The 23894-nt window shown below is 67.9% G+C and carries 23 protein-coding genes and 1 pseudogene; 5 read left to right on the top strand and 19 right to left on the bottom strand.

All coding sequences use genetic code 11. The features are described from left to right. From CLG85_RS02080 to CLG85_RS02060, 5 genes are read right to left on the bottom strand one after another with little or no spacing between them, the layout of a single operon-like run. Positions 1–756 (bottom strand): SDR family NAD(P)-dependent oxidoreductase, encoded by a 756-nt coding sequence (locus tag CLG85_RS02080; RefSeq protein WP_095883418.1) that lies wholly within the window; start codon positions 754–756, stop codon positions 1–3. Between the two features lie 22 nt (positions 757–778). After that, positions 779–1585 (bottom strand): ABC transporter permease, encoded by an 807-nt coding sequence (locus CLG85_RS02075; RefSeq protein ID WP_095883417.1) that lies wholly within the window; start codon positions 1583–1585, stop codon positions 779–781. 16 nt (positions 1586–1601) lie between these two features. Then, the gene (locus CLG85_RS02070; RefSeq protein WP_095883416.1) at positions 1602–2459 is read right to left on the bottom strand and encodes an ABC transporter permease; all 858 of its coding nucleotides are present in this window, start codon (positions 2457–2459) and stop codon (positions 1602–1604) included. Between the two features lie 22 nt (positions 2460–2481). Then, a complete protein-coding gene (locus CLG85_RS02065; RefSeq protein WP_095883415.1) occupies positions 2482–3636 on the bottom strand; it encodes an ABC transporter substrate-binding protein in 1155 nt (384 codons plus the stop codon). Positions 3637–3677: 41 nt separating this feature from the next. Then, the gene (locus CLG85_RS02060) at positions 3678–4811 is read right to left on the bottom strand and encodes an ABC transporter ATP-binding protein (RefSeq protein ID WP_095883414.1); all 1134 of its coding nucleotides are present in this window, start codon (positions 4809–4811) and stop codon (positions 3678–3680) included. Between the two features lie 149 nt (positions 4812–4960). Here CLG85_RS02060 and CLG85_RS02055 point away from each other — a divergent pair, with 149 nt between their 5' ends. Next, the gene (locus CLG85_RS02055) at positions 4961–5761 is read left to right on the top strand and encodes a helix-turn-helix transcriptional regulator (RefSeq protein WP_095883413.1); all 801 of its coding nucleotides are present in this window, start codon (positions 4961–4963) and stop codon (positions 5759–5761) included. A gap of 9 nt (positions 5762–5770) precedes the next feature. Here the strand turns inward: CLG85_RS02055 and CLG85_RS02050 are convergent, their stop codons facing one another. The 3 genes from CLG85_RS02050 to CLG85_RS02040 are packed head-to-tail and all read right to left on the bottom strand — an operon-like array spanning position 5771 to position 10048. Further along, positions 5771–8380 (bottom strand): family 78 glycoside hydrolase catalytic domain, encoded by a 2610-nt coding sequence (locus CLG85_RS02050; RefSeq protein ID WP_446323470.1) that lies wholly within the window; start codon positions 8378–8380, stop codon positions 5771–5773. A gap of 57 nt (positions 8381–8437) precedes the next feature. Beyond that, positions 8438–9118 (bottom strand): GntR family transcriptional regulator, encoded by a 681-nt coding sequence (locus tag CLG85_RS02045; protein ID WP_260348353.1) that lies wholly within the window; start codon positions 9116–9118, stop codon positions 8438–8440. Positions 9119–9151: 33 nt separating this feature from the next. Further along, positions 9152–10048, bottom strand: a complete 897-nt coding sequence (locus CLG85_RS02040; RefSeq protein ID WP_095882742.1) for a dihydrodipicolinate synthase family protein — start codon at positions 10046–10048, stop codon at positions 9152–9154. Positions 10049–10238: 190 nt separating this feature from the next. Between CLG85_RS02040 and CLG85_RS02035 the strand changes: the two genes are divergently transcribed. The 4 genes from CLG85_RS02035 to CLG85_RS02020 all read left to right on the top strand — a co-directional run bounded on the left by CLG85_RS02035 (position 10239) and on the right by CLG85_RS02020 (position 13609). Next, positions 10239–11228 carry a sialic acid TRAP transporter substrate-binding protein SiaP gene (locus CLG85_RS02035; RefSeq protein ID WP_095882743.1) on the top strand — a complete coding sequence of 330 codons (990 nt, stop codon included), beginning with the start codon at positions 10239–10241 and terminating at the stop codon, positions 11226–11228. 5 nt (positions 11229–11233) lie between these two features. Continuing rightward, positions 11234–11761 (top strand): TRAP transporter small permease, encoded by a 528-nt coding sequence (locus tag CLG85_RS02030; protein WP_235865421.1) that lies wholly within the window; start codon positions 11234–11236, stop codon positions 11759–11761. A 27-nt stretch (positions 11762–11788) separates the two neighbouring features. Continuing rightward, positions 11789–13093: a TRAP transporter large permease gene (locus CLG85_RS02025; RefSeq protein WP_095882744.1), complete on the top strand. Its 1305-nt coding sequence runs from the start codon at positions 11789–11791 to the stop codon at positions 13091–13093. A gap of 168 nt (positions 13094–13261) precedes the next feature. Further along, positions 13262–13609: a hypothetical protein gene (locus tag CLG85_RS02020; RefSeq protein WP_095882745.1), complete on the top strand. Its 348-nt coding sequence runs from the start codon at positions 13262–13264 to the stop codon at positions 13607–13609. Here CLG85_RS02020 and CLG85_RS02015 read toward each other — a convergent pair. From CLG85_RS02015 to CLG85_RS01965, 11 genes and pseudogenes are all read right to left on the bottom strand, one after another. Beyond that, positions 13577–14851: an MFS transporter gene (locus CLG85_RS02015; RefSeq protein ID WP_260348352.1), complete on the bottom strand. Its 1275-nt coding sequence runs from the start codon at positions 14849–14851 to the stop codon at positions 13577–13579. The two genes, CLG85_RS02020 and CLG85_RS02015, sit on opposite strands and share 33 nt — an antisense overlap. Positions 14852–14863: 12 nt before the next feature. Continuing rightward, complete coding sequence (locus tag CLG85_RS02010; protein WP_260348376.1) at positions 14864–15220, bottom strand: glutaredoxin domain-containing protein; 357 nt, start codon at positions 15218–15220, stop codon at positions 14864–14866. Positions 15221–15325: 105 nt separating this feature from the next. Continuing rightward, positions 15326–16363: pseudogene (locus CLG85_RS02005) on the bottom strand (PLP-dependent cysteine synthase family protein); the annotation flags it as partial. A 26-nt stretch (positions 16364–16389) separates the two neighbouring features. Beyond that, positions 16390–16521: a hypothetical protein gene (locus CLG85_RS02000; RefSeq protein ID WP_260348350.1), complete on the bottom strand. Its 132-nt coding sequence runs from the start codon at positions 16519–16521 to the stop codon at positions 16390–16392. Positions 16522–16531: 10 nt separating this feature from the next. Beyond that, positions 16532–16969, bottom strand: a complete 438-nt coding sequence (locus tag CLG85_RS01995; RefSeq protein WP_095884036.1) for a globin family protein — start codon at positions 16967–16969, stop codon at positions 16532–16534. Positions 16970–17061: 92 nt separating this feature from the next. Continuing rightward, a complete protein-coding gene (locus CLG85_RS01990; RefSeq protein ID WP_260348348.1) occupies positions 17062–17760 on the bottom strand; it encodes a response regulator in 699 nt (232 codons plus the stop codon). Then, positions 17757–19664, bottom strand: coding sequence for a hybrid sensor histidine kinase/response regulator (locus tag CLG85_RS01985; protein ID WP_095884037.1), 1908 nt, complete (start codon positions 19662–19664; stop codon positions 17757–17759). Before CLG85_RS01985 ends, CLG85_RS01990 begins: the two co-directional genes overlap by 4 nt. Before the next feature lies 1 nt (position 19665). Further along, positions 19666–20715, bottom strand: a complete 1050-nt coding sequence (locus tag CLG85_RS01980) for an adenylate/guanylate cyclase domain-containing protein (RefSeq protein WP_095884038.1) — start codon at positions 20713–20715, stop codon at positions 19666–19668. A 10-nt stretch (positions 20716–20725) separates the two neighbouring features. Then, positions 20726–21082: a group I truncated hemoglobin gene (locus tag CLG85_RS01975; protein WP_095884039.1), complete on the bottom strand. Its 357-nt coding sequence runs from the start codon at positions 21080–21082 to the stop codon at positions 20726–20728. 255 nt (positions 21083–21337) lie between these two features. Continuing rightward, complete coding sequence (locus CLG85_RS01970) at positions 21338–22474, bottom strand: NAD(P)/FAD-dependent oxidoreductase (protein WP_260348347.1); 1137 nt, start codon at positions 22472–22474, stop codon at positions 21338–21340. Positions 22475–22514: 40 nt separating this feature from the next. Continuing rightward, positions 22515–23762 (bottom strand): flavin-containing monooxygenase, encoded by a 1248-nt coding sequence (locus tag CLG85_RS01965; protein WP_260348346.1) that lies wholly within the window; start codon positions 23760–23762, stop codon positions 22515–22517. Positions 23763–23894 lie beyond the last annotated feature (132 nt).

Raw genomic sequence — 23894 nt, 5'->3', positions numbered from 1 at the left:
TCAGAGGATCTCGCCCCCGTCGATCACCAGCGCCAGCCCGGTGACGAAGGCCGAGCGGTCCGAGGCGAGGTAGAGGATGCCCTCGGCGATCTCCTCCACGCTGGCCCAGCGGCCCATCGGGATGGTGTCGGCAACATAGCTCTCGAGCGCCGCGCGCCCGCCCATCTGCTTCTCGAACCCGAGGTTGAAAGGGGTGTCGACAAAGCCCGGGCAGAGCGCATTGAAGCGGATCTTCTCGCGCGCGTAATCCACCGCCATCTGCTTCACCATGGCGACGGCAGCGTGCTTGGTGGTGGCGTAGGAGACCATGCCCCGGTCGTACTGGCAGCCCGAGTTCGACGCGGTGATGATCACCGATCCGCCGCCCTGCGCCCGCATGTGCGGGATCACCGCGCGCGAGGCGACGAAATGCGCCCGCACGTTCAGCGCCCAGGCCGCGTCCATCTGCGCCGGGGTCACGTCCTCGACCCTGCCCTCGATCTGGATCCCGGCATGGCTGTGCAGCACATCGAGCCGGCCGTGGTCCTTCGCGACCTTGTCAATCAGACCCTCTACCGCCGCATCATCGCGCACGTCGAGCCCCTGCGCCATGCCGCGGCCGCCCGCCGCCTCGATCTCGGCCAGCGTTTCGGATGCCAGCTCCGCGCGCAGGTCGGTCACCACCACGAAGGCGCCCTCGCGGGCCATGGCCACCGCACCGGCGCGGCCGATCCCGGATCCGGCGGCGGTCACCAGCGCGACACGGTCTTTCAGCATGGGTCTCTCCTGAAGTCTTGAATTAGCGGCGCGCTTGCGCCTGGGAGCGCCGCAGCAGCAGCTGCGCGACGATCAGCATGAAGAGCGAGGCAGCCATGACCATGGTGCCGATCGCGTTGATCTCGGGGGTGACGCCGCGCCGGATCGATGAGAAGACGTAGATCGGCAGCGTGGTCTCGGCCCCCGCGACGAAGAAGGCGATGATGAAATCGTCGAAGCTGAAGGTGAAGGCGAGCAGGAAGCCCGCGAGGATCGCCGGCAGGATTTGCGGGAAGGTCACCTGCCAGAAGGTGCCCATGGGCGTTGCGCCAAGATCGCCCGAGGCTTCGATCAGCGCCCCGTCCAGTGTCTCCATCCGCCCGCGCACCAGCAGCACCACCAGCGACATGGTGAAGAGCCCATGCGCCGCGACCAGCGAGCCGGTGCCCAGCGACAGTTTCCAGCCGGTCAGCGCTTCGAGCCAGGGGTTCACCAGGTCGAAGACCGAGACCAGCGCGATGAGGGTCGCGATGCCGATGACGATGCCGGGGATCATCACCGCGATCTGCACCAGCAGATCAAAGACCTTGCGCGTGCGCCCGCGCATCCCGGTCAGGGCCAGCGCCGCCATGGTGCCCACCACCGTCGCCAGCACCGCTGACAGGAACGCCACCCGCACCGAGGTCCAGAGCGCCTCCATCACGAAGGGGTTGTTCAGCGCGCGGCCATACCACTGCAGCGAGAAGCCCTGCATCTGCGAGGCCGAGCGCCCTGCCGAGAAGGAGAACAGCGCGATGATGCCGATCGGCAGGTAGAGAAAGGCGTAGACCGCCCAGGCGTAAAGTCTCATGGGTGCCTCCGGGGGATCACATCAGGCCGACGTCGTCGCGGCTGGCGCCGAAGCGTTTCACCAGGCGGGTGTAGATGCCGACGGTGATCAGCATGATCACCACCAGCGCCACCGCCACCGCCGAGCCGAAGGCCCAGTTGCGCGACTGCAGGAAGAGGTCCACCAGCGCGTTGCCGACGAAGAACACCTTGCCGCCGCCAAGGATCGCGGGGATCAGGAATTCGCCCATCAGCAGGATGAACACCAGCATCGAGCCGGTCAGCACGCCCGGCATCGACAGCGGCAGGGTGATCTGCAGGAAGGCGCGCCAGGGCGGCGTGCCGAGGTCGGCCGCCGCTTCGAGCAGCCGCTTGTCGAGCTTTTCGAGCGCCACGTAGATCGGGAAGACCATCAGCGGCAGGTAGCCGTAGACGATGCCCACCAGCACCGCGAAGGGCGTGTTGAGCAGCCGCACGTCATCGAGGCCGACGGTCTCGAGCAGCGCCGGGATGCCCTTGCCGCCCAGCAGGAAGATCCACGCGTAGGAGCGGATGAGGATCGAGGTCCAGAACGGCACGATCACCAGCACCAGCAGCATGGTCTTCCACTTGGGCGAGACCTTCACCGCAAGGAAATAGGCCAGCGGATAGGCGATGAGCAGGGCCGCGATGGTGCCCACCGGCGCCAGCGTCAGCGTGTTGCGGAAGGCGGCGAAACGCGCCGGCAGGTTGGCGTATTGCTCGAAGGTGAAGCCGGGCGCGTAGCCGCCGATGGCGCTGCGCTCGCCGAAGGAGAAGATCAGGACGACGGCCAGCGGCAGCAGCAGCATCGCCGCGTACCACAGCGCTGCCGGTGTCAGCAGCAGCGCCCGCGCCCGGGATTGGGTCATGGCCATCGTCCTGTCTCCGTTTGTCGTCTTAGGCCGACTTGAAGCGCGCCATCAGCTCGGCACGGTTCGGGTCGGTCAGTGTCACCGCCGCGCCGAACTCCAGCGGGCTGAGGGCTTCGGCGGCCGGGTAGATGATCGGATCGTTCAGCAGCTCTTCGGGCAGCAGCGCGTTGGTGCGGCTGTCGGCCACCGGGTAGCCATGGGCGAGCGCTTCCTTGGCGTTCACTTCCGGCGACAGCAGGTAGTTGATCAGCGCGTAGGCGGCCTCCTTGTGGGGCGCGTCCTTGGGGATGGCGTAGTAGTCCGACCAGATCTCGCCGCCCTCCTTGCCGAGCGCGAAGCCGATCTCGGGCATGTCGGTGTTCATCTGCTTGCCGTCGCCGGTCCAGCACATGGTGAGCCAGGCATCGCCGTTGCGCATCGCGGGCTGGTAGTCGGACGAGATGGCATAGAGATGCGGCTTGACGTCGATCAGCAGCTTCTCGGCCTGCGCCAGCTCGTTCGGGTCCACCGAGTTGAAGGAGAAACCGTGGTAGACCAGCGCGTTGCCGATCGTGGTGAGCTGGTAGTCATGTACCATCACCCGGCCGTCCCACTTGTCGCGGGCGCCGTCGAAGAAGGCCTTCCAGCTGTCCACCACACCGCCGGTCTTGTCGGAGTTGAAGGCGATGCCCGTGGTGCCCCAGTTCTTCGGCACGCCGTAGACCACGCCGTCGATGGTGCCCGCATCCGAGAAGCGCTTCTCGAAGGCCGCCGCGTCGAAGTTCGGGATCTTGCTCAGGTCGAGCGGCTCGATCAGGTCGGCCTCGACATAGGTCGGGATGGCGTAGTTGGTGGGCACGAAGACGTCCCAGCCCGAGCCGCCCGCCTGGATCTTCGCCAGCATCTCCTCGTTCGAGCCAAAGACGTTGACCTGCGTGTAGGCACCGGTCGCGTCGGTGAAGGCGTCGAAATTGGCGGCGTCGTGGTAGTTCGGCCAGGTCGCCAGCACCACGCGGTCGCCGATGTCCTGGGCGCGGGCGCGGGTCGGCAGCAGGCCCGGCAGGGCGCCGCCCATGACTGCCGCGGCGGTGCCGAGACCGGTCACCCCGAGGAAGTGGCGGCGGGTGACGGAGCCCTTCTGGTAGCGCCGGAGCTCTTCCATGAACGCCTTGCGCGAAATCGGCGTGTTGTCGTCTTTCATTTCGATTTTCCCTTGTTGGACTTTGACTTATCTAGTTGTCTTCAGTCGTCGGCGGCGAGAACGAGCCCCGTTCCCTCCGGCCAGAGCACGTGGACAGAGGCGCCCACGTCATGTCCGCCCAGGGCTCTTTCGGCCTGTCGCGGGATATTCACCTGAAGCGGGCCGATGCCTTCGGCCGTCAGCAGGTATTCGGTGTGACCGCCAAGGAAGGTGCGGTGGGTGACGCGCGCGGGGACAGCCGCTGTCCCCGCGGGGACAGCGCTTTCGCGCGGCGCCAGACCCAGCGCCTCGGGGCGGATTGCGATCTCGGCGGCGGTGCGCGCGTCACCGGGTTCATCGCGCAGCACGACCTTCACCCCGTTGCCCAGCACCGCCTGCGCCATGCCGCCCTGCCGCCCGGTGATCTGCCCAGAGACGATATTGGCCTTGCCGACGAAATCGGCGACGTAGCGGCTGCGCGGCCGGTCGTAGAGTTCCTGCGGCGTGCCCACCTGCGCAATGCGGCCCTTGCCCATGATGCAGATGCGGTCGGACATGGCGAGCGCCTCCTCCTGGTCGTGGGTGACCAGAACGAAGGTGATCCCGAGGCTGCGCTGCAATTCCAGTAATTCACGCTGCATCTCCCCGCGCAGCTTGGCGTCGAGCGCCGCCATGGGTTCGTCGAGCAGCAGGATCTGCGGCTCGTTGACGATGGCGCGCGCCAGCGCCACGCGCTGCTGCTGGCCGCCCGACATCTCCCAGATCCGCCGCGGGCCGAAGTCGGTCAGGCGCACCGTTGCGAGGGCCTTGGCAACCTTCAGCTCGATCTCGCGCTTCGGCAGCCGCGGGCGGCGCTGGCGCAGCCCGTAGCCGACGTTCTGCGCCACGGTCATATGCGGAAACAGAGCGTAGTGCTGGAACACCATGTTGACCGGGCGCTTGTGCGCCGGAACTGCCGAGACGTCGCGCCCGTCGATCAGCACCTCGCCCTCGGTCGGGCTCTCGAAGCCCGCCAGCATGCGCAGCGCCGTGGTCTTGCCACACCCCGAGGGGCCGAGGAAGGACAGGAACTCGCCGCGCCGGATGCGCAGGTCGATGCGGTCAGCGGCCAGAACCTCGCCGAAGCGCTTTGTCGCTCCGACGAATTCCGCCACGGCCTCCGGCGCGCGGACGTGAGTGGTGGTGGCGTCGGTCATGTGCGGATCCTGAATCATCGTGCTCCCCGGCCCGGCTTATCCCCTCTTGCCCGGCATGGCTGTTTCCCCTTGCGCCGAGCGGCATATGCCGTAATTTTTAAAAACGGTACGAAAATGGTAAATGGTTGTATATACCACAAAGGGCATAGATGGCTGGAAAATTCGACGTTGAGAGCTGGGTCGCGGCCAGTGCAGAGGCGGTCTCCGCCATTGGCACCCCGGACTTTCCGAGGGCGCTGACCGAGGCGATGCGCGCCGTCGTGCCCTTCGAGTTCACCGTCACCTTCGCCTATTACCAGGATCGGCGACCCCTTGATATCTATGACGATTTTCCCAGCGCCAAACGCCGGGTCATGGTCGATGACTATCAGGAGGGCCCCTATCTCCTGGACCCGTTCTACCTCCACTCCGCCGCCCCCACGACGTCCCGGCTGGTGCGCCTGCGCGAACTTGCGCCCGACCGCTTCTACCAAGCCGAATACTTCCGGAACTACTATGTGCAGACCGGGCTTGCCGAAGAAATAGGCTTTATCGTTGACGTTGGTGACGATGTAAGCGTCGTGATATCGGCGATGCGCGAGCTGAAGGCGTTTTCCGCCAGGGAATTCCGCGACCTGCAGACGATTTTCCCCTTCGTCGAGGCCTGCGCAACGCGCCATTGGGCGGGGCTGATCGAGGAGTTCGCGGGCCAGCCGAGCAGCGAGGGACCGCGCCTGCCCAAGTTGATCGACGACGCCTTCCAGAGCTTCGGGCGCAACCTGCTGACCCCGCGCGAGGCGGAGATCGTCGAGTACACGCTCAAGGGCCATTCCGCGGAGGCCACCGGCCACGCGCTGGGGATTGCCCCCGGCACGGTGCGCATCCACCGGCGCAATATCTACGGCAAGCTCGGGGTGAGCTCGCAGGGCGAACTCTTCTCGCAATTCATGTCCTCGCTCGAGGACCTCTGACGGCGCGGCTCAGGCCGTGCGCTGCAAGGTGAGCCTGTGCGCTCCCGCCCCCAGCGTGAATTCCCCTTTCCCGTCGAGGCTCCAGCCGTCTGACAGGATTACGTCGGCGCCGGTGCCCGGGGGGAGCGATACCTCCCAGACCACGACCTCGCGCTCATAGGCCCAGGCGCTTTGGACCGGTCCCGTGGCGGCCTCGTAGCGCGCCTTCAGGTGGCCGATGCGGCGGTCGAAGACCGGGCGCATGGCGAGCCGGCGGTAGCCCGGCCCCGCCGCGCTCCAGTCGATCCCCGCAAGCCGCGCCCAAATCCATTCGCCGACCGCGCCATAGGCATAATGGTTGAACGAATTCATCGCGGTCGACTGAAAGCCCTTCTCCGGCGTCCAGCCGTCCCAACGCTCCCAGATGGTGGTCGCGCCTTGGCGGATCGAGAAGCCCCACGAGGGGTAGGTCTCTTTCAACAGCAGGTCGATCGCCCGCTCCGGCCCCAGCCAGTCGCAGACCACCGGCGCCAAGTGGCGCACGCCGAGAAAGCCGGTCTGCAGGTGGCCATCCGCTGTATCGAGCAGCGCGCCGAGCCGCTCCGCCGCCCGCGGTCGCAGGGCTTCGGGCAGCAGGGCGAAGTCGAGCGCCAAGAGGTAGGCGGTCTGGGTGTCACCGTTGAGCTGGCCGTCCCGCCAGAAGCGGTCAAGGAAGGTCCCGCGCAGGCGCTTGGCCAGTGCAGCCCATCGGGCCGCCGGCTCGGCCAGCACCCCGGCCAACAGGCCCATGATGTCGGCGAGGTGGATCCAATAGGCGGTTGCAACCAGCGCGCGGTCGGTGACCGGGCCGATGGAGAGCCAGTCGCCGTAGTTGTTGTGCACCGCGCGGACGCGGATGCCGTCGGGATTTTCGCGTTCGATGTAGTCCATCCACGCAACCAGCGGGCCCCACATGTCGCGAAGCAGCCCCGCATCGCCGTAGCGCAGCCAGTGGTCGCGGCACAGGATGACCGGCGCATCGCCCCAGGCGGGCGCGCCGGGCTGGGGCGTCAGCCGGTAGGGATTGAGCGGCTTCGTGGGCGCCACGTCGGGGAAGACGCCCTCGGCGGATTGGCCATCCACCATGTCCAGCAGCCACTTCTCGGTGAAGGCGCTGACATCCATGAAATATCCGGCCGTGCGCCAGAACACCTGCGCGTCGGCGGACCAGCCATAGCGCTCGTCACGCTGCGGGCAATCGGTCGGCACCGACAGGAAATTGCCACGCTGGCTCCAGAAGATGTTCGAGACCAGCTGGTTGACCATCGGGTGTCCGGTCTCGATCTGGCCGGTGAGCGGCAGGTCCGACTGGATGGCGACGGCATGCAGGCCCAGCCTCGCGACGGGGCCACTGGCGCCGAGGCCGACGTATTGGAAGCCATGGAAGGTGAAGCGCGGGGTGAAGCGCTCGGGCCCGCCACCCTTGCAGATGTAGATGTCCTCGCTGACCGCGAAACGCAGGTTGGCAGTGTAGAGTGCGCCCTGCTCGTCCAGCCGCTCAGCATGGCGCAGGCGGATCTCGGTGCCCGCGGGGGCTTCGACCTCCAGCGTCACGTAGCCCGCAAGGTTCTGGCCGAAATCGAAGATGCGCTCGCCGTCGGGGGCCGTGGTCTCGGCTCTCGGTGCCAGCGTCGCGACCTCGCGGGAAAGCGGTGCGCGGGCGGCGTCGAGCTGGGGCGCCCTCGGGTCGGGGATGAAGACCTCGACCGGCTGCCAGTTGATCTCCTCGAACTCCGGTGTGTCCCAGCCGGGCATCTCGAGCCGGGCATCATACATCTCGCCGGCGAGGAAATCCGAGTAGCACACCGGCCCCTGCCGGGTGCGCCAGTGCGCGTCGGTGATGATCCGCTGGGTCCGCCCATCCGCGTATTCGAGGTGCAGCTGGCACAGGAAGGCCGGGCGGCCGCCGTAGTGGTTGCCCGCGCGGCGCTGGTTGTGGCCGATGCGGCCCGAGTACCAGCCCTCGCCGAGGATCGCGCCAAGGGCGTTGCGGCCTGCGCGCAGCTCGGCGGTGACGTCGTGCACGGTGTATTCGGTGCGGGTGTGGTAGTCGGTCCAGCCCGGCGCCATGACATCCTCGCCAACGCGCTGGCCGTTGAGGTGCAACTCGTAGAGGCCGAGCGCGGTGACATAGACGAAGGCGCGCACCGGCGCCTCGGGAAGATCGAAGGTCCGGCGCAGGTAGTCGGCCGGGCGGGCCTGGAAGCGGTTGTCATAAGCGCTGTCCTGCGGCACCTCGCGCCCGGCAGGCAGGACGAAGTAGCGGGCGATCCATTGCGCATCCCAGTCCGAGGGATCCAGCCCGGTGAAGATCGGCGCGGGATCGGACCATGTCTCGGCGCCCTGCGCGTCGCGCAGGCCCACGGCCCACCAGAGGCGCGCGTCGCGCGGCAGCGGGGCGCCGGCGTAGCGCAGCGGCGACGGGGTACCGCAAAGCCAGCCGCTGTCCCAGAGGTCGCCCTGCCCCGATGCGACCGCCTCACGGCCGCGGCCTAGCACCACGCGGCTCGCGGCCAGCTCCGCCGCGCCCTCGCACCCCCAGCTCAGGCGCGGGCAAAGGTCGTTGAGGCCCCGGGGCACCGCCTGCAGGGCGCAGCGCAGCGCGACGGGGTGCAGGGCCGCGGGGGGGGCTAACTCCGGCCATGTCAGATCCCCCGTTCAGATCTCGAGCGCCCGCTCGCGGGCGTTGGCGATATGGCGGTCCATCGCCGCCGTTGCCGCCACCGGATCGCGCGCCAGCAGCGCCTCGATCACCGCGATATGGTCGGCGAAGGCGGCAGGCAGGGTCACCGGGCTGAGGCGGATGCGGTCGAGCTTGATCAGCCGGATGCGGATCGAGTTGATGTCATAGGCCGAGAGGATCAGCTCGTTCTTGGTCGCGGCGATCAGCAGGGCGTGGAACCCGGTATCGATCTCCTGCCCGCGCGCCAGCACCGCCTCGCTCGGGTCGGCCTTGACCTGCGCGAGCACGTCGCGGTGCAGCTCGAGCTGCTCGCGGATCACCGCGTCGGGCATCGTGCGCACCGCGTTGAGCACCGCCTCGCGCTCCAGCGCCGCGCGCATCTGGAAGGCGTCGCGGATCATCGGCAGGTCGATCGCGGGGATCTGGATGCCGCGCTGCGGCAGCACGTTGATCAGCCCCTCGGATTCCAGCCGGGGCAGCAGCTCGCGCAGCGCCCCGATCGACAGGACGAGCATCGCCACGAGGTCGCGCTGGCTGACCAGTTGGCCGGGCCGGAGGCGACCATCGAGCAGCGCCTTCTGGAACTGCTCGTAGCCTGATTGCCGGACTCGCCCGTCGTGGCGCTTCTGGGTCTCCTCGGCGCGGTTGGCCGGCATCGTCTGTCTCCTGTCGTCCTGTCCTGCGGCGGCTCAGAGCGTCGCGCCCGTGAACCCAAGCTCTTCGGCGAGGCGGGCGCTGAGCCCGGCCTCCAGCGGAGCCAGCGGTGGCACGGTGCGGCGGTAGCCGTCGTCGCCGTAGCGGGCCGCCACGAGCGCCTTCAGAACCACGAGCCCGCCGTGAGCGTCAACCGCCTCGATCCGCATCGCCGCGCGTTTCTCGAAGGCTGCATCCACCTTGCCACCGCAGAGCGTGACACTGTCCGCCGGGAAGAGATTGACCAGCCCGCCGATCATCCCCGCGCCGCCAGCCGCGACCATGCGCGTCAGGATGCGGTCGTCACCGGTGAAGATCGACAGCTCGGGAAATGCGCGGATCAGCTCGAGCCCGCCTTCGAGGTTGCCGGTGGAATCCTTGATGCCGATGACCAGCTCGCCGAGCTTTGCCTGCACCTCGCGCACAAGCGCCGGGGTGAAGGTCACCCCCGAGAAATGCGGGAAGTTGTAGAGCACGATATCGAGACCGGGATTGCCCGCCTTCTCGGCCACCGCAGCGTAGAACTCGGCCACTGCTGCTTCCGAGGAGGGCGTGTAGTAGAACGGCGGGATGATCAGCGCCGCGCGGCAACCGAGGTCCGCGCAGGCGCGGTAGAGCCGGGCGGCATCCTCGACGGCGGCGGCGATGATGCCGGGCACCTGGCGCGACATGTCATGTCCCGCATCCTTCATCGCCTGCAGCGCCGCGATTTTCTGGTCCGCCGAGAAGGAAGCCCCCTCGCCCGTCGTGCCGAAGGCCGAGGTGAAGGCGCAGCCCGCCCGCAGCATCGCGTCGCAATGCGAGATCAGCCGCGGCACGTCGATCTCGAGCGCCGGGGTCACCGGCGTCACCGCGGCGCCGACCACGCCCTTGAAGTCCGTGCCTGCGCGCATCCCACTCTCCTCCGATTCACGGGACAACCAGCCGTAGCAGCTTGATTGTTTTATTAATACGATAACTGATACAATCAGTGTTTACATAAGGCCTTCCCCTTTGTAAAGTCTGCTGCAATCGCCGTCGGAGGAGGGTCCGGCCATTGGCAAAGCGGCGAAAATCCTTAAACGGAATTCAGGGAGGACTGACATGACATTCACACGCACGCTGACCGCGCTTGCCCTTGGCACGGCGCTGGTGACCCCGGCGCTCGCCGCCGACCAGATCGAGATCAAGTACACCACCGCTTCGGTGCCGACCGACCTGCACACGAAGGCGATGCAGGTGTTCAAGGACGAGCTCGAGGCCCGCGTGCCCGGCCGCTTCGACGTGCAGCTCTATGATTCCGGCTCGCTTTTCGCGCAGGGCGCCGATCTCGACGCGCTGCAGCGGGGCAACGCCGAGATGACCTACCTGTCCTACCAGCTGATTGCCGACGCGATCCCCGCCTACGGGCTTCTGACCGCGGGCTACCTGTTCCAGAGCCCCGAACACTACCGCGCCTTCCTGAACTCGGACATCGGTGCCGAGTTCAAGCAGACCGTCTCGGACGAGATGGACGTGCAGTTGCTCGACACCTGCTATCTGGGCACCCGCCAGCTGAACCTGCGCAAGGCCCGCGACGTGACCACGCCGGAGGATCTCGCAGGGCTCAAGCTGCGCATGCCCGGCTCCGACGCCTGGCTGTTCCTCGGCAGCGCGCTTGGCGCCGCGCCGACGCCGCTGCCCTTCGGCGAGGTCTACCTGGGCCTGCAGACCGGCACCATCGACGCGCAGGACAACCCGCTGCCCACCGTCGAGGCCGCGAAGTTCTACGAGGTCACCGAGCAGATCGTGCTGACCAGCCACCTTGTCGACGGGATCAATATCGCGATCAATAACGAGACCTGGGACAAGCTCTCGGACGAGGAAAAAACCGCGATGACCGAGGCCGCCGTCGCCTCCTGCGACTGGAACAACGCCGAGCGCGTGGCCAACGAGGAGCGGCTGGTGGACTTCTTCAAGTCCGAGGGGCTGCAAGTCACCGAACCCGACGTGGACGCCTTCCGCAGCCACGTGCAGGAGGTTTACTTCAGCTCCGACCGCTCGGCCGACTGGCCTGAGGGCTGGGCCGAGAAGATCAACGCCCTGGCGGAGTGATCCGCGTGACGGACCATACGGCCCCCGAGACCGGCGCCCCGCGCGCCGGCGCTCTGGACACGCTTGGCCGCCTGCTCTCGCGGGCGGCCGATGCCATCGGTATCGTGATGTTCCTCGCCGCTTTCTGCGGCTTCATCGTGCAGATTTTCTTCCGCTACGTGATGGGCACGCCGCTGGTCTGGTCGGAGGAGTTCGTCATGATCGCCTTCATCTGGACGGTGTTCTGGGCAGCCGCCTTCCTCGTGCCGATCCGCGAGCATGTGACCTTCGACGTGGTCTACGACGTGGTCTCGCCGAAGACGCAGCGGGTGATGGCGATCTTCACCATGATCGTCGCGCTCATCGCCTTTGGCCTGCTCTTTCTGCCGACCCTCGACTACCTCGACTTTCTCACCCGGAAGAAGAGCCCGGTGCTGCGGATTCCCATGCACTGGATTTACGGCTGCTACCTGCTCTTCGTCGCCGGCCTCTCGCTGAAGATGGCCGGGCGCCTGCTGCGCCTCTTCGGGCCGCGCTGGCGCGACGCCCTCTGACTCCGCCTCCTGCTTCAAGGGAACTCTATGGACTTCTTCGCCGACAACGCCCTGCTGCTGATGATCGGGCTGCTGGTCATGATCACCGTGGCCGGGCTTCCCATGGGCCTCGCGATGATCGTCTCGAGCGTCTTCTACCTGCTGATGGCCGGGCGCGACATCGGGCTCGCGGCTGAGAACGTGCTGAACGGGGTCTTCGGCAACTTCGTCGCGCTGGCGGTGCCGCTGTTCATCTTCGCCGCCAACATCATGAACGCGGGCAAGGTGTCGGACCGGCTGCTGACCTTCGCATTGGCGCTGGTGGGCCGGGTTCCGGGCGGGCTGGCGCAGGTCAACATCCTGACTTCGCTGATCTTCTCGGGCATGTCGGGGTCGGCGATCTCGGACGCGGCGGGGGTCGGCAAGGTGATCACCGACATGATGACCAAGGACGGGCGCTATCCCCGGGGCTTTGCCGGGGCGATCACCGCGACCTCGGCGGTGATCGGGCCGATTTTCCCGCCCTCGATCCCCATGGTGTTCTACGCGCTGATCTCCTCGACCTCGGTCGGGGCACTCTTCCTCGGCGGTGTGGTGCCGGCGCTGCTTCTGGTCGTGGTGCTGGGCGTCTCGGTGATGATCATGGCCAAGGTCCGGGGCTTCCCGGTCGAGGCGGCGATCCCCTGGCGCAGCTTCCCGCTCGTCTTCCTGCGCGCCGCCCCGGCGCTGATGATGCCGGCGATCCTGCTGGGCGGCATCTACACCGGCGTCTTCACCCCGACCGAGGCCGCCGCCGTCTCGGCCTTCTACGCGCTGCTGCTGTCGGCATTCGCCTACCGGGTGCTGGGCCTGCGCGCGTTCCTAGATGTGGTCCGCGCCACCGTGCGCACCACCGCGGTGGTCACCATCGTCCTTTGCGGTGCCTTCATCTTCAACTACGTGATTACCGTCGAGCGGGTCCCCGCGAGCGTCTTCGCCTTCTTCGACAGCATGGACCTGAGCGCCATCCAGTTGCTGATCCTGCTCAACCTTCTCTATCTCGCGATGGGCTGTTTCCTGGATGTCTCGACCATCATGCTGGTGGTCACCCCACTGTTCCTACCCTCGGCCGCGGCGCTGGGGATAGACCTGACACACCTAGGGGTGGTGCTGGTCTTCAACATGATGATCGGGCTGATCACCCCGCCATACGGGATATTGCTCTTCATCATCAAGGCGCTGAACGGCATCCCGGTGAGCGAGATGATCCGCGAGGTCTGGGTGTTCCTGGCAATCCTCGTGGCATTGCTGCTGGTGCTGACCTTCGTGCCGGACCTCGTGCTCTGGCTGCCGCGCGCCGCCGGGATGCTCTGAGCGTCCACGCAGCGACATGCGTTTGCGGCGGGCATCCCCGGGGGCAGGGCCGCCGCAAATTCCGCTATCCGACAAATTCAAAGAGTCCTGCAACAATCGCTCCCCACGCTTCTCGTATTTCCCGCGAGACCGCGTGGGACGCGGTCTCCGAACTCACGGAGTGCTGTCATGTCGGACGTATTGGAAGCCATCATGCTGGTCGCATTCTCGACCGGTTGGTACTGTTCGATCTACAAGATGATCCGCCTGCAGGAAGCGCGAGGAAAGAGCCTGCCCTTCGTGCTGGTGATCGGCTTCGGCTATCTTTGCGGGGTCGCCTCGAAGCTGCTGATCTGGCACGAGACAGGGGTGCTGCCGCCGATCGTCTGGCTCTACGCGCTGAATTCCATGGTCATCGCCGTGGATGCCAGTCTGGTGGTGCGTTACACCCACACCCTTGACTGGGATGGGCCGCCGCTTCGCGCGACGGCCCTGCGCGGCGTGTCACCGCCGCGGGTTCCGGTGCAGAAGCCCTAGACGGGTCGGGCCGACACCTGCCGCGCGGGGGGGCGTAGACTTGCCGCGCAGCACCAGAGCCCCGAGGGTGAGGAGCAGCGCGAGGTTCGCCAGCCCCGCCAGCGCCGCCACGCCGAAGGTCAGGTCGTAGCTGCCGGTCCGGTCGAAGAAGAGACCCCCGAGCCAGCCGCCCAGCCCGTGACCACCCCAGGCAAAGGCGATGATGATGCCGCTCGCCCCAGCCCGGCAATACGCTGGGATCAGCGCGCGGATTGTGGTCAGCACCCCGGTCATCACCCCAGCGTAGCCGAAGCCGTAGATCGGCGCGAAAAGATAGAAGAGTCCGATTTCGTCGATCTGGATGAAGACGTAGACCAGCGCCGTCTGCCAAGCGCTCGCCGCGAGGTAGGCGGGCAGAGCACCGATCACGTCCGCCAGCTTGCCGAAGGCGACACGCCCGGCGATGGCGGTCAGCATCATCACGAAGAGCACGCCTCCGGCCTCGGGACCGGTGGCCCCGCAAAGCTCGACCAGAGGCGCAAGGTGCATGAGCGGCACCGACATGAGCGCGCAGCAGAAGATGACGCCAAGGCTCATCAGCACCACCACGACGGCGGGGCGCACGGCGGGCGCGTCTTCCTCGGTCTGGGCGCCGGCGCCCTCCACGGGCGCCGGTGCGCGGGCCAGCAGCGCCAGCGGCACCATGATGAGCAGCGAGGCGATCCCGATGGCCACGAAGGCGCCGCGCCAACCAAGTGCCTCGATCAGCATGGCATTGGCGAGCGGGATGCCGCCCTGCCCCATGGCCTGCCCGGCCGAGACGATGCCGATCGCCAGCCCCGCGCCGGTGCGGAACCAGCTCCCGACCAGGGCGAAGAGCGGCGCGAAGAGCGCCCCGCCGCCGAGTGCGCCGGCCACGAAGAACAGCGCGTAGAGCTGCCAGAGGGTGGTGGCAAAGCCCGCCGCGGTGACGCAGAGCCCGGTGACCACGGTCCCGGCCAGCACAACCTTGCGCGTCTCCACCCGGTCGGCGAGCCAGCCCATGGCGATACCGCCGACCGCGAGCCCGATCAGCCCCGCCGAGTTGATCAGGGCGATGTCGCCCCGGCTCCATCCCTCGCTCTGTTCGAGCGGCGTGAAGAAGGCCGAGAGCCCGTTGACAAGCTGTCCCATGGCCACCGCAAGCACCACCGAGGCGGCGCCGACGATGATCCAGCGGTAGCGGCCCGGCTCCGCCTGAGGTTGGGTGCTGACCTGTTCCATCGTCTCTCCTCCTCAGGCGGTGGCCGGCTTGCGCGGGTGCAGCCAGGCCGGCAGGAAGCCGTAGGCATTGCCGATGCCCTCGGTATGCACCTCCCGGCCCTCGGCGGCCAGCATCTCCTGCAGCGCGCCGCTGTTGAAGGCGTCGAAAGTCTCGGTGGCGCCGCCGACATGTTTGCCGCCGATGAAGATCTGCGGGATGGTGACCGCGCCGGTCCTCTCGGCCAGCGCCTTGCGCAAGGCGCCGCCGCGGTCGTCCTCACGGTAGGCGGCGCCGTCGAGGTCGACGGATAGGTATTCGATCCCAGCCGCGGCGAAGAGCTTGCGCACCGACCAGCAGAACTCGCACCATTCCAGCGCGAAGAAGACCACCGGCTGCGCGGGGTCCGAGATCAGCGCCTCGAGGTCCGCTTTCGCCTCCTCGCTCGCCGCGACGGGCGCGGCCTGCGGGGCGGGGGCGCTGGCGGCGGCGTCGAAGCGGAAGCGCGGGGTCGAGGCGGCGATGTCCAGTTCTTCGGCGTTCATCACCTCCTCGATTTCGGCGAAGAGCGGTGTCGAGAGATAGCGCTCGCCGGTGTCGGGCAGCATGGCGAGGATGCGCGATCCCTCGGGCGCGCGCCGCGCCACCTCGAGCGCGGCGGCAAAGGTCGCACCGCCCGAGGTGCCACAGAGGATGCCCTCGTAGCGCGCCAGATCCTGCGCGCAGGTCATGGCATCGGCCCCGGCCACCGGCTGCAGCGCGTCGATCCAGTCCTCTTGCATAACGTCGTCGACCAGCTTCGGCACGAAGTCGGGTGACCAGCCCTGCATCAGGTGGGGGCGAAAGGCGGGATGACTGGCGGCGGGCGAGCCGTCGGCGTTGTAGGGCTGGCACCAGCCCGAGGCGAGCAGCGCGGAATTGTCGGGCTCGGCGGCGATGATCTTCGTATCCGGGCTTTCCGCCTTCAGCCGGCGTGCGACGCCCTTGAGCGTGCCGCCGGTCCCGAAGCCGCTGACCCAGTAGTCGAGCGGCGCATCGTCGAAGCAGTCGAGGATCTCCTGCGCCGTGGTGCGCGAATGAATGTCGGGCCCGGCCTCGTTCTCGAACTGCCGGGCGAGGAACCAGCCGTGCTTCTCGGCCAGCTCGCGCGCCTTGGCGATCATCCCCGAGCCCTTTTCCGAGGCCGGGGTGAGAATGACCTTCGCCCCGAGAAAGCGCATCAGCTTGCGGCGCTCGATGCTGAAGCTCTCGGCCATGGTGACCACCAGCGGATAGCCCTTGGCGGCGCAGACCATGGCAAGTCCGATGCCGGTGTTTCCGCTGGTCGCCTCGACCACGGTCTGCCCGGGTTGCAGCGAGCCGTCGGCTTCGGCCGCCTCGACGATCCCCAGTGCCAGCCGGTCCTTGACCGAGCCCATGGGGTTGAAAGCCTCGAGCTTGACGTAGAGCTCGACGCCCTCGGGCGCGAGCTTGGTGATCCGGACGATGGGCGTGTTGCCGACGGCCTCGAGGATGTTCTGAAACGCTCTGGTCATCGGGAAACTCCTTGTTCGAAAGGCGCTCAGAGGAGCGGAAGCAGGCAATGGGCGAAGACCCCAAAGGCCGAGGCGAGCACCGCGGCAGCGAGGAGCCTGCGCAGGCCCGCCACCTTGACTGCGGCGAGTGGGATCGAGGGGGAGGGAGCGTTGGACATGGCGGCCCCCTCAGGCGCTCTTGCGCGGTGCGGCGGCCTGCGCGCCCGCCATCATCGTGCCCGCGACCGCCCCGTAAGCAGTGAGCCAGGCGTCGCGGACCTCGGGGGTGAAGGCCTCCTGCAGGTGCGCCTCCATGGTCTCGATCAGCGCGCCGCCGACCGTGGTATAGTCGCTGTCCTTCACGCCGTAGCCCAGGTGCCGGGCGCCGAGCTCCGTGAGCGGGCCGATCACCGGCGACAGATCGTCGGCATGGCGCACCACAAGCCCGATCGCCGCGATCAGCTTGCGGCGCTGCGCGGGCAGATCGGTGCGGGCAAAGAGCGACCGGAGGCCGGGGTCGCTGCGGAAAAGCTGGTCGTAGAAGCCGGATGCGAAGGCGTCAGCCTCGGTGGCCAGCACCTGCCAGCTGCGGCGGATGTCGGTGATATGTTGCGGGGTCAGGGTCATGGCGCTCTCCTATGGGTCGGATGATGCAGCCAGTCTGTCCGTTCGGTGTTTCGCGCGCGTGTCCGCAAAGCGGCGCGCGTGTTTCAATTCTATCAGCCCGGATCGTAGATGTAACCTACGCCGCGCACGGTGCGGATCACCTCGGGCTTGGCCGGGTTCACCTCGATCTTCTTGCGGATGCGCGAGATGCGGATGTCGATCGACCGGTCGAAGGGATCCCACGCCCGGTCGTGCGCCCCTTCGAGGATCTGGTCGCGGTTGAGCACCCGCCCCCGGTTGCGGGCGAAGAGCTTGAGCAGGTTGAACTCCATGGCGGTGAGCGGCAGCTCGACGCCCTCCTCGTCGAAGAGCTTGGCCGCGTCGAGGTCGAGCCATGTCTTGCCGAAACGGAAGCGCGTGCGCTCGCGCGGCGCCTCTTCCGGGACCGAGGTCTGGCGGCGCAGCACCGCTTTTATCCGCGAGGCGAGTTCGCGCAGGTCCACGGGTTTGGCAAGGTAGTCGTCCGCCCCCATCTCGAGGCCGACCACCCGGTCGATCACCTCGCCTGCGGCAGTCAGCATGATGACCATCGGCGCCTCCGGTCCCTGCAGGCTGCGCAGCACCGAGAGCCCGTCCTCGCCGGGCATGTTGATGTCGAGCAGAATCAGATCGGGCCGCTCCTGCGCCAGCTTCTCGCGCAGCTCGTCTGCGCCGCCCGCCAGTGTCGTGCGATAGCCGCGCTTGCCGAGGTATTCGCCGACCATCTCGCGCAGGTCCTGCTCGTCGTCGCAGATGAGGACATGGTCGCTCATGCGCCGCCCTCCAGCATGGCGCGGGCGAGGCGGCGCAGGTCGTCAGGCGCAATGGGCTTTTCGAGGAAGGGCCGACCGGCGCCGTCGAGAAAGCCCCGGGCCTGCGGGCTCATGGTGTCGCCGGTGACAAAGCCCATGCGGCGGGCCACCGCCGGGCGGTCGCGCAGGAGCCGCTCGTAGAAGCCGCGCCCGCCGAGGCCGGGCATGTTGAGGTCGGTGAGGATCAGCGCGAAGTCCCGCGTCGCAAGCAGCTCGAGCGCGGCCTCCGCGGAATTTGCCACACTCACCTCGAAGCCGTCGCGCAGGAGGATCTCGCGAATGAGGTCCGAGACGTCCTCCTCGTCATCCACCACCAGTACCGCTCCGCGCCCGGCCGCCCCTTCGGAGGTGGTTTTGGCGGGGTCATTCGCGGCGTCCGCCTCGGTGGTCGGCAGGCGCACCACCAGCGTCGCACCCGGCCCGCCTTCGGCCACCGCGATGGCACCGGAATGGGCGGTGACGATGCGGTGACAGAGGGCCAGACCTATGCCGGTGCCCGAGCCGACGGGCTTGGTGGTAAAGAGCGGGTCGAAGATGCGGCTGCGGATGTCCTTCGGGATGCCCGGCCCGTCGTCTGCGACGCGCAGCTCGACCATCTGCGCCGCGGGGTCGTGGCTGAGCGAGATGTCGATCCGGCCGCCGATGCCGCTCTCGCCGATGGCCTGATCGGCGTTGGTCACGAGGTTGATCACCACCTGCGCGATCTGGTGGGCGTCGCCGCGCACCGGCGGCAGCTCCGGCGCGATGGTCAGCGACACCTCCGCCCCCAGCCCCTCGGCGCTTTGCGAGAGCGCGCCCACCGCGGTCTCGACGGTTTCGGCAATGTCCATGGGCACCAGCCGCGCGGGCTGCTGGCGGGCCATGGCAAGGAAGGACTTCACAATCCGGGCGCAGCGTTCGGCGGCATCCGAGATCTTCTCGACCCGGCGCAGCACCTCGTCCGAGATCTCCTCGTCGCGCAGCATCAGCGCGTGGCCGACCACCACCGAAAGCGGGTTGTTCAGCTCGTGTGCCACCCCGGCCAGAAGCTCGCCGAGGGCGGACATCTTCTCGGCCTGGAAGATCTGCTCGCGCTGCGCGGCGAGGCGGCGGCGCAGGTCAACCTCCTTGGAGACATCCACCGTCGCCGAGACCAGCACATCCTCGCCCCGGTACTGGATCAGCCGCGCCGAGACGAGGCTCGGGAAGCGCGCGCCGTCGGCACGAATGCCGGTCACTGGCATGTCGTCGACCCGCCCGTCGGGCAGCACGGCGGTGATGAAATCGGCGCGTTCGGCGCGCGAGGCGAAATGCGCGTGGGTGTGTTCGGAGCTGCCAAGCAGCTCGGTGGCGGCGGGCGAGCGGTAGATCACCTCGCCGTCGCCGACGCGGGACATGATGATGTTGGCCGGGCAGCTTTCGAGCACCTTGCGCACCAGCTGGTCGGCGGCGCGCTCGGTCTCCTCGAAGGCGCGGCGCTCGGTGATATCGGTCTGCACCAGCACGAAGCCGCCCGCGGCGGTGCTGCGCAGCAGGATCTCGGTCACCCGGTCGCCGCCCTCGATCTCGAGCGGGGTGACCATCCAGTCGCCGCCCGCCAGCCGCGCCTCCATGAAGCTGAGCCGCTCGGCGTCCCCGGCGTTCAGCCCGCCGCGCACCACCCATTCGCGCAGCAGGATCGGCCAGCCCAGCCCCTCGGCCAGCAGGTCCCCCACCGCCGGGTTCATCTCGGCAAAGCCGCGGTTGAAGCGGAGCAGAACGGCGTTCTCGTCGAAGATCGCGAGCCCTTCGGACAGCGCGTCGATCACCTCGGCCAGCATGTCGGCGGGGCGCCGCGCCGCGCCCTCCGCCGATTCCGGCACCGAAGAGTCGAAACGCACCGCCATCTCAGCGCTCCTGCTGCGCGCGCATCTCGGCGGCAATGCGGAAGACCGTCTCCTCGCTGCCGTCCGAGAGTGTGATGCTGCCCGCCTCGGTGGCGGTGAACTCATCCCCGAGCCGCTCGACCACCGCGCGGTTGCCGGAAATGGTCATCGGCTCGGCCTTGTAGCGGAGCTGGCTGGCGGCGATCACCGCCGGGCCGAAGACGTCGTAGATGTATTTCTGCACGCCGACCACCGAGCCGACGACCGCCCCCGAGGCGATGCCGACCCGGCAGCGCCACTGGATTGGATGGCTGCCGTTGCGCTGGTTGAGATAGCGCATGAAGCGGATCGCGGCATTGGCGGCGGCCTGCGCGTGATCGTCGGTGGGATCGGGCAGCCCGGCGACGCCGATGTAGAGATCGCCCACCGCCCGGATCCGGGCACAGCCGAACTGCTCGCCGATGCGGTCGAAGGCGGTGTAGATGTCGTTGAGCTCCGAGACGATCACCGCCGGCTCATGCGTGCTGACCATCTCGGAAAAGCCGATGAAGTCGATGCAGACCACCGAGACCGGATCGTAGAGCCGGGGCGTGACGATGCCGAAGGTCTTGTATTCCTCGTAGACCGAGCGCGGCATCATATTGAGCAGCAGCTTCTCGACCTGCTCCTTCTCGCGCTTGATCTCGCGGGTGTTGCGCTCGACCATCATCGAGTAGCTGTCGATCATCGACTCCAGTTCCTTGATGCGCGAGATGTTCTGGCACACCAGCACCGCGATCGGCTCGTCCTCGTCGAGCGCGCGGTTGAAATCCATCGCAACGGTCATCGTGCGGCGGCGCAGCCGAAAGGTTGTCTCGGTGGTGTAGCGCCCCTCGCCGGCGAGGGCGGCACGCAGCGCCTCGGTGTCGAAATCCTGGAACTGCTCAAGCAGGTTGGAGCCCACCTCTATCTCGCCGAACCAGCCGCGGAAGGTATCGTTGCAGAAGCGCAAGCGAAGGCTCTGCAGGTCGAGCAGCGCCACCCCGACCCCGATCGCCCTCAGCAGCTGCTCGTTGATCGCGGCGATGGTCATGGCGCCTCTCCTATTCGGTTACAAGGGTGCGCCGCGCCTCGAAGGCGGCAAGGATCGCGTCCTGGTCCTCGGGGACGACGCCGTGGTCGGCCAGCGTCGCGCGCAGCAAGCCCTGCAGCTTGTCGAAATGCAGCTGATGGATCGTCAGATGCGCGTGCATCTTGCGGATCTGCTCGTCGGTATAGGAGGCCGGACCGCCCATCAGCGAGGAGACGAACTTGGTCTGGTGATCGACGATGCGGGCCATGTCGATCTCGTCGAAGAACGGGCCGACGTCATCGTCGTCGAGCAGCCGGTCGTAGAGGTCGAGGACGATCTTGCTGACGACGGAAAAGCCGCCGTACTTGTCGAACAGGGACTTCTCCATGGCCACCTCCCCCGGAGCGCGCGGCATTTTGACGTAAAAATCTACTGATCTGTAATGCTCTACAAACATGCGGGATCTTGCACCTCTGTGGCAAGGATTTCGTCCGAAGGGGAAAAACCAGCCTAGGCACGCCCTGTTTCAGCCGCGTGTCGAGGTGGCGGCCGCTTTGTTTCGATTGTTTCAGCACTCCTGAGATCGGGCGGAGCCTCCCCCCCGCCCGGCAACAGCACGGCCTGTCCGGGCTTTCGCTCCCGCTCAGGCCACCCGGCGCAGCTCGTCCCCGTCTCCGGCGATCCACGCCTGGTTCGCCTTCATCGCGCGGTTCAGCTGCTTGTGCAGACCGGCCAGCTCGGCCAGCGACCAGTCGAAGCTGGCGATGCGGTCGGAAAGCTCGAAGATCGGCAGCGAGAGCTGGTCCCGCTGCGCCTCGTAGCTGCTCAGGGTGCCCGATTTCACGGCCTCGGCCAGCAGCGCGGAATCCCGGAAGGCGTCGGTGATGCCATGGGCGGTGATCGGGTCGCGGAACCAGCTGGCGTCGCCCACCAGCGCCCAGCCGGGGCCGGTGCAGCGGCGCATGTAGCCCTTGTGTCCGGCGAAGATCACCCGCGCCTCGGCGGGCTCCGCTCCGGCCATATCCTCGGCCATCGCCGGCATGTGACGCGCCGCCAGCGCCCGCACCGAAGCGCTGCGCAGCTCGGCGGCGGAGTTTTCCGGCAGCGCGACGAATGCACAGCTGCCGCCGTCATTGGTCGGGATAATCCCGCCCGCCGCCCCATCGGCGAAGTGCCAGCGGAAACCGCGGTTGGGCAGGCCCGAGACGTATTGGTAGGCGCAGGCCACCGTGTGGTTTGCCTGCCGCGTGACCGCGGCCCCGACCAGCCGCGCGACGCGCGAGCGCTTGCCGTCGGCGCCGATGACCAGCCCTGCAGAGACCTCCCGCGTGCTGCCATCCGGCAGCGACAGGCGCGCGCCGCGGACCCGGCCCTGCGGGTCCTGGATCAGCGCCGCACAGCTCGTCTCGAAGCGCAGTTCTGCCCCCGCCTCGGCCGCGGCCTCGGCCAGCATCCGGTCCAAGAGGTGGCGGCGCGGCGCCATCAGGGTCTCGACGCCGTGCTCGGGGCGGAGCGCGATGTCGATGGCTTCGGAGCCGTAGATGAAGCTGGTGCGCGTGATCCGGGGGGTCCCGGCGGCGCGCAGCGGTTCGGCGAGGCCCCAGCGCTCGAGCAGCATCACCGCCCCGCGCATCAGCGCATGGGTGGACATGGTGTCGGTGCCGGCGCGGGCGCTGTCGATCAGCAGGACCTTTGCCCCGCTGCGGGCCAGTTGCAGGGCGGTGGCGGCGCCGGCACAGCGGGCCCCAACGATGAGTGCGTCGTAAGTCTCTCTGGTCATGTCGAACTTCCCTTTTGGATCTGTGGCGGGTTGAAATCTGTCAGGCGGCGAGTTGGATGCCCCGGCGCAGACCGGCGGCAATGAGCGGGGCAAGGTCTTCGGCATCGCGCCCGACCCCGTGGATGAAGGCCGAGGCCCGGTGGCGCAGGAACGGCAGGCCAAGCGCATAAAGCCCCGGCACGGCGGTCGTCCCGCGGTCGGTTTCCAGCTCGCCCGCGGAGTTCAGCACCGGCAGGTGCAGCCAGGGGTAGGCGCGGCGGAAGCCGGTGGCCCAGACGACGGTACGGATGCCCTGCGCCGGCAGGTGGAGCCTCTCCGGGCCGACGCGCGGCAGGTCCGGCGCGCGCCAGGCCTCGGGATCGGCGGGCAGCATGCTCCCGGTCTCGGCAAGGTGCGTTTCGAGCTGGGTCAGCAGCTTGCGCCGCCGCCGCTCGCCCGCGTCGATCTCGGCACCGAGCGCAGGCTCGAAGTGCAGCGTGCCACCCTCCGCCCCAAGCGCCCGCCCCACCAGCCGCACGCCCATGGCCTGCAGCCGGTCGAGGCCAAGCGCCGCGCCACCGGCCGAGCCGGTGAGTTGCAGCGAGGGCAGCGCCATCAGATGCGCCGGGTCGGCATCCTCGGGGCGCGAGGCATCCAGAAAGCCGCTCTGCGAAAGCAGCTCGAAAATCTCGCGCCCCCGGTAGCGGCGCGGCGCGCGTACGTGGCGACCCACCGCCAGCGTCACCGGTCGCCCGGAGGCCTGTATCTCGGCGGCCAGCTGCACGCCTGTAGCCGAGGCGCCGACGACCAGCACGCCGCCCTCGGGCAGCGCTTCGGCGCCACGGTAGCGGGTCGGCACGACCTGAATGATTTCCTTTGGCAAGGCCTTGGCCCAGGCCGGCACCGCGGGCAGGTCGCAGGCGCCGGTGGCGATGACCACCGCGCGGGCAAACCATTGCCGCCCGCCCGCAACGACCCGGAACCGGCCATTCTCGCGCTCGACCGATTGCACCTCGCAGCCGGTGATCACGGGCGCCGAAATGGCCTCGCGGTAGTTCTTGAGCCGGGCGGCAAACCCGGCGGCTGACATGAAGCCCTCTGGCTCCGCCTCGGACCAGGGGCCCGGCAGGCGGTTCATCCAGTTGGGAGTCAGCAGGTGCAGCCCCGGCCAGCGCTCGGCGTGCCAGCGCTCGCCCACCCGGCCGCGCTCGAGCAGGATGTGGTCGATGCCGCGCTGCGACAGGGACCAGCTTAGGGCGAGGCCGGCCTGGCCGGCTCCGAGGATCAGGACGCTGGTTGCGGTGCTCATGGGGTCTCTCCGTTGCGGTTTCCCCAAGACTGACCGCGCCGCGTTTCGGCCCTGCCTCGCGAAAGGCGGTTTCGCGTTTCGACTGTTTCAGAGCCGCGCTGCGAGCCGCAAAGCGAACGGCCCGCAGCGCAG

Origin of the sequence: Alloyangia mangrovi, assembly GCF_002300555.2 — a bacterium.
Classification (GTDB): Bacteria; Pseudomonadota; Alphaproteobacteria; order Rhodobacterales; family Rhodobacteraceae; genus Salipiger; species Salipiger mangrovi.
This window is presented reverse-complemented; position numbering and strand designations above follow the sequence as displayed.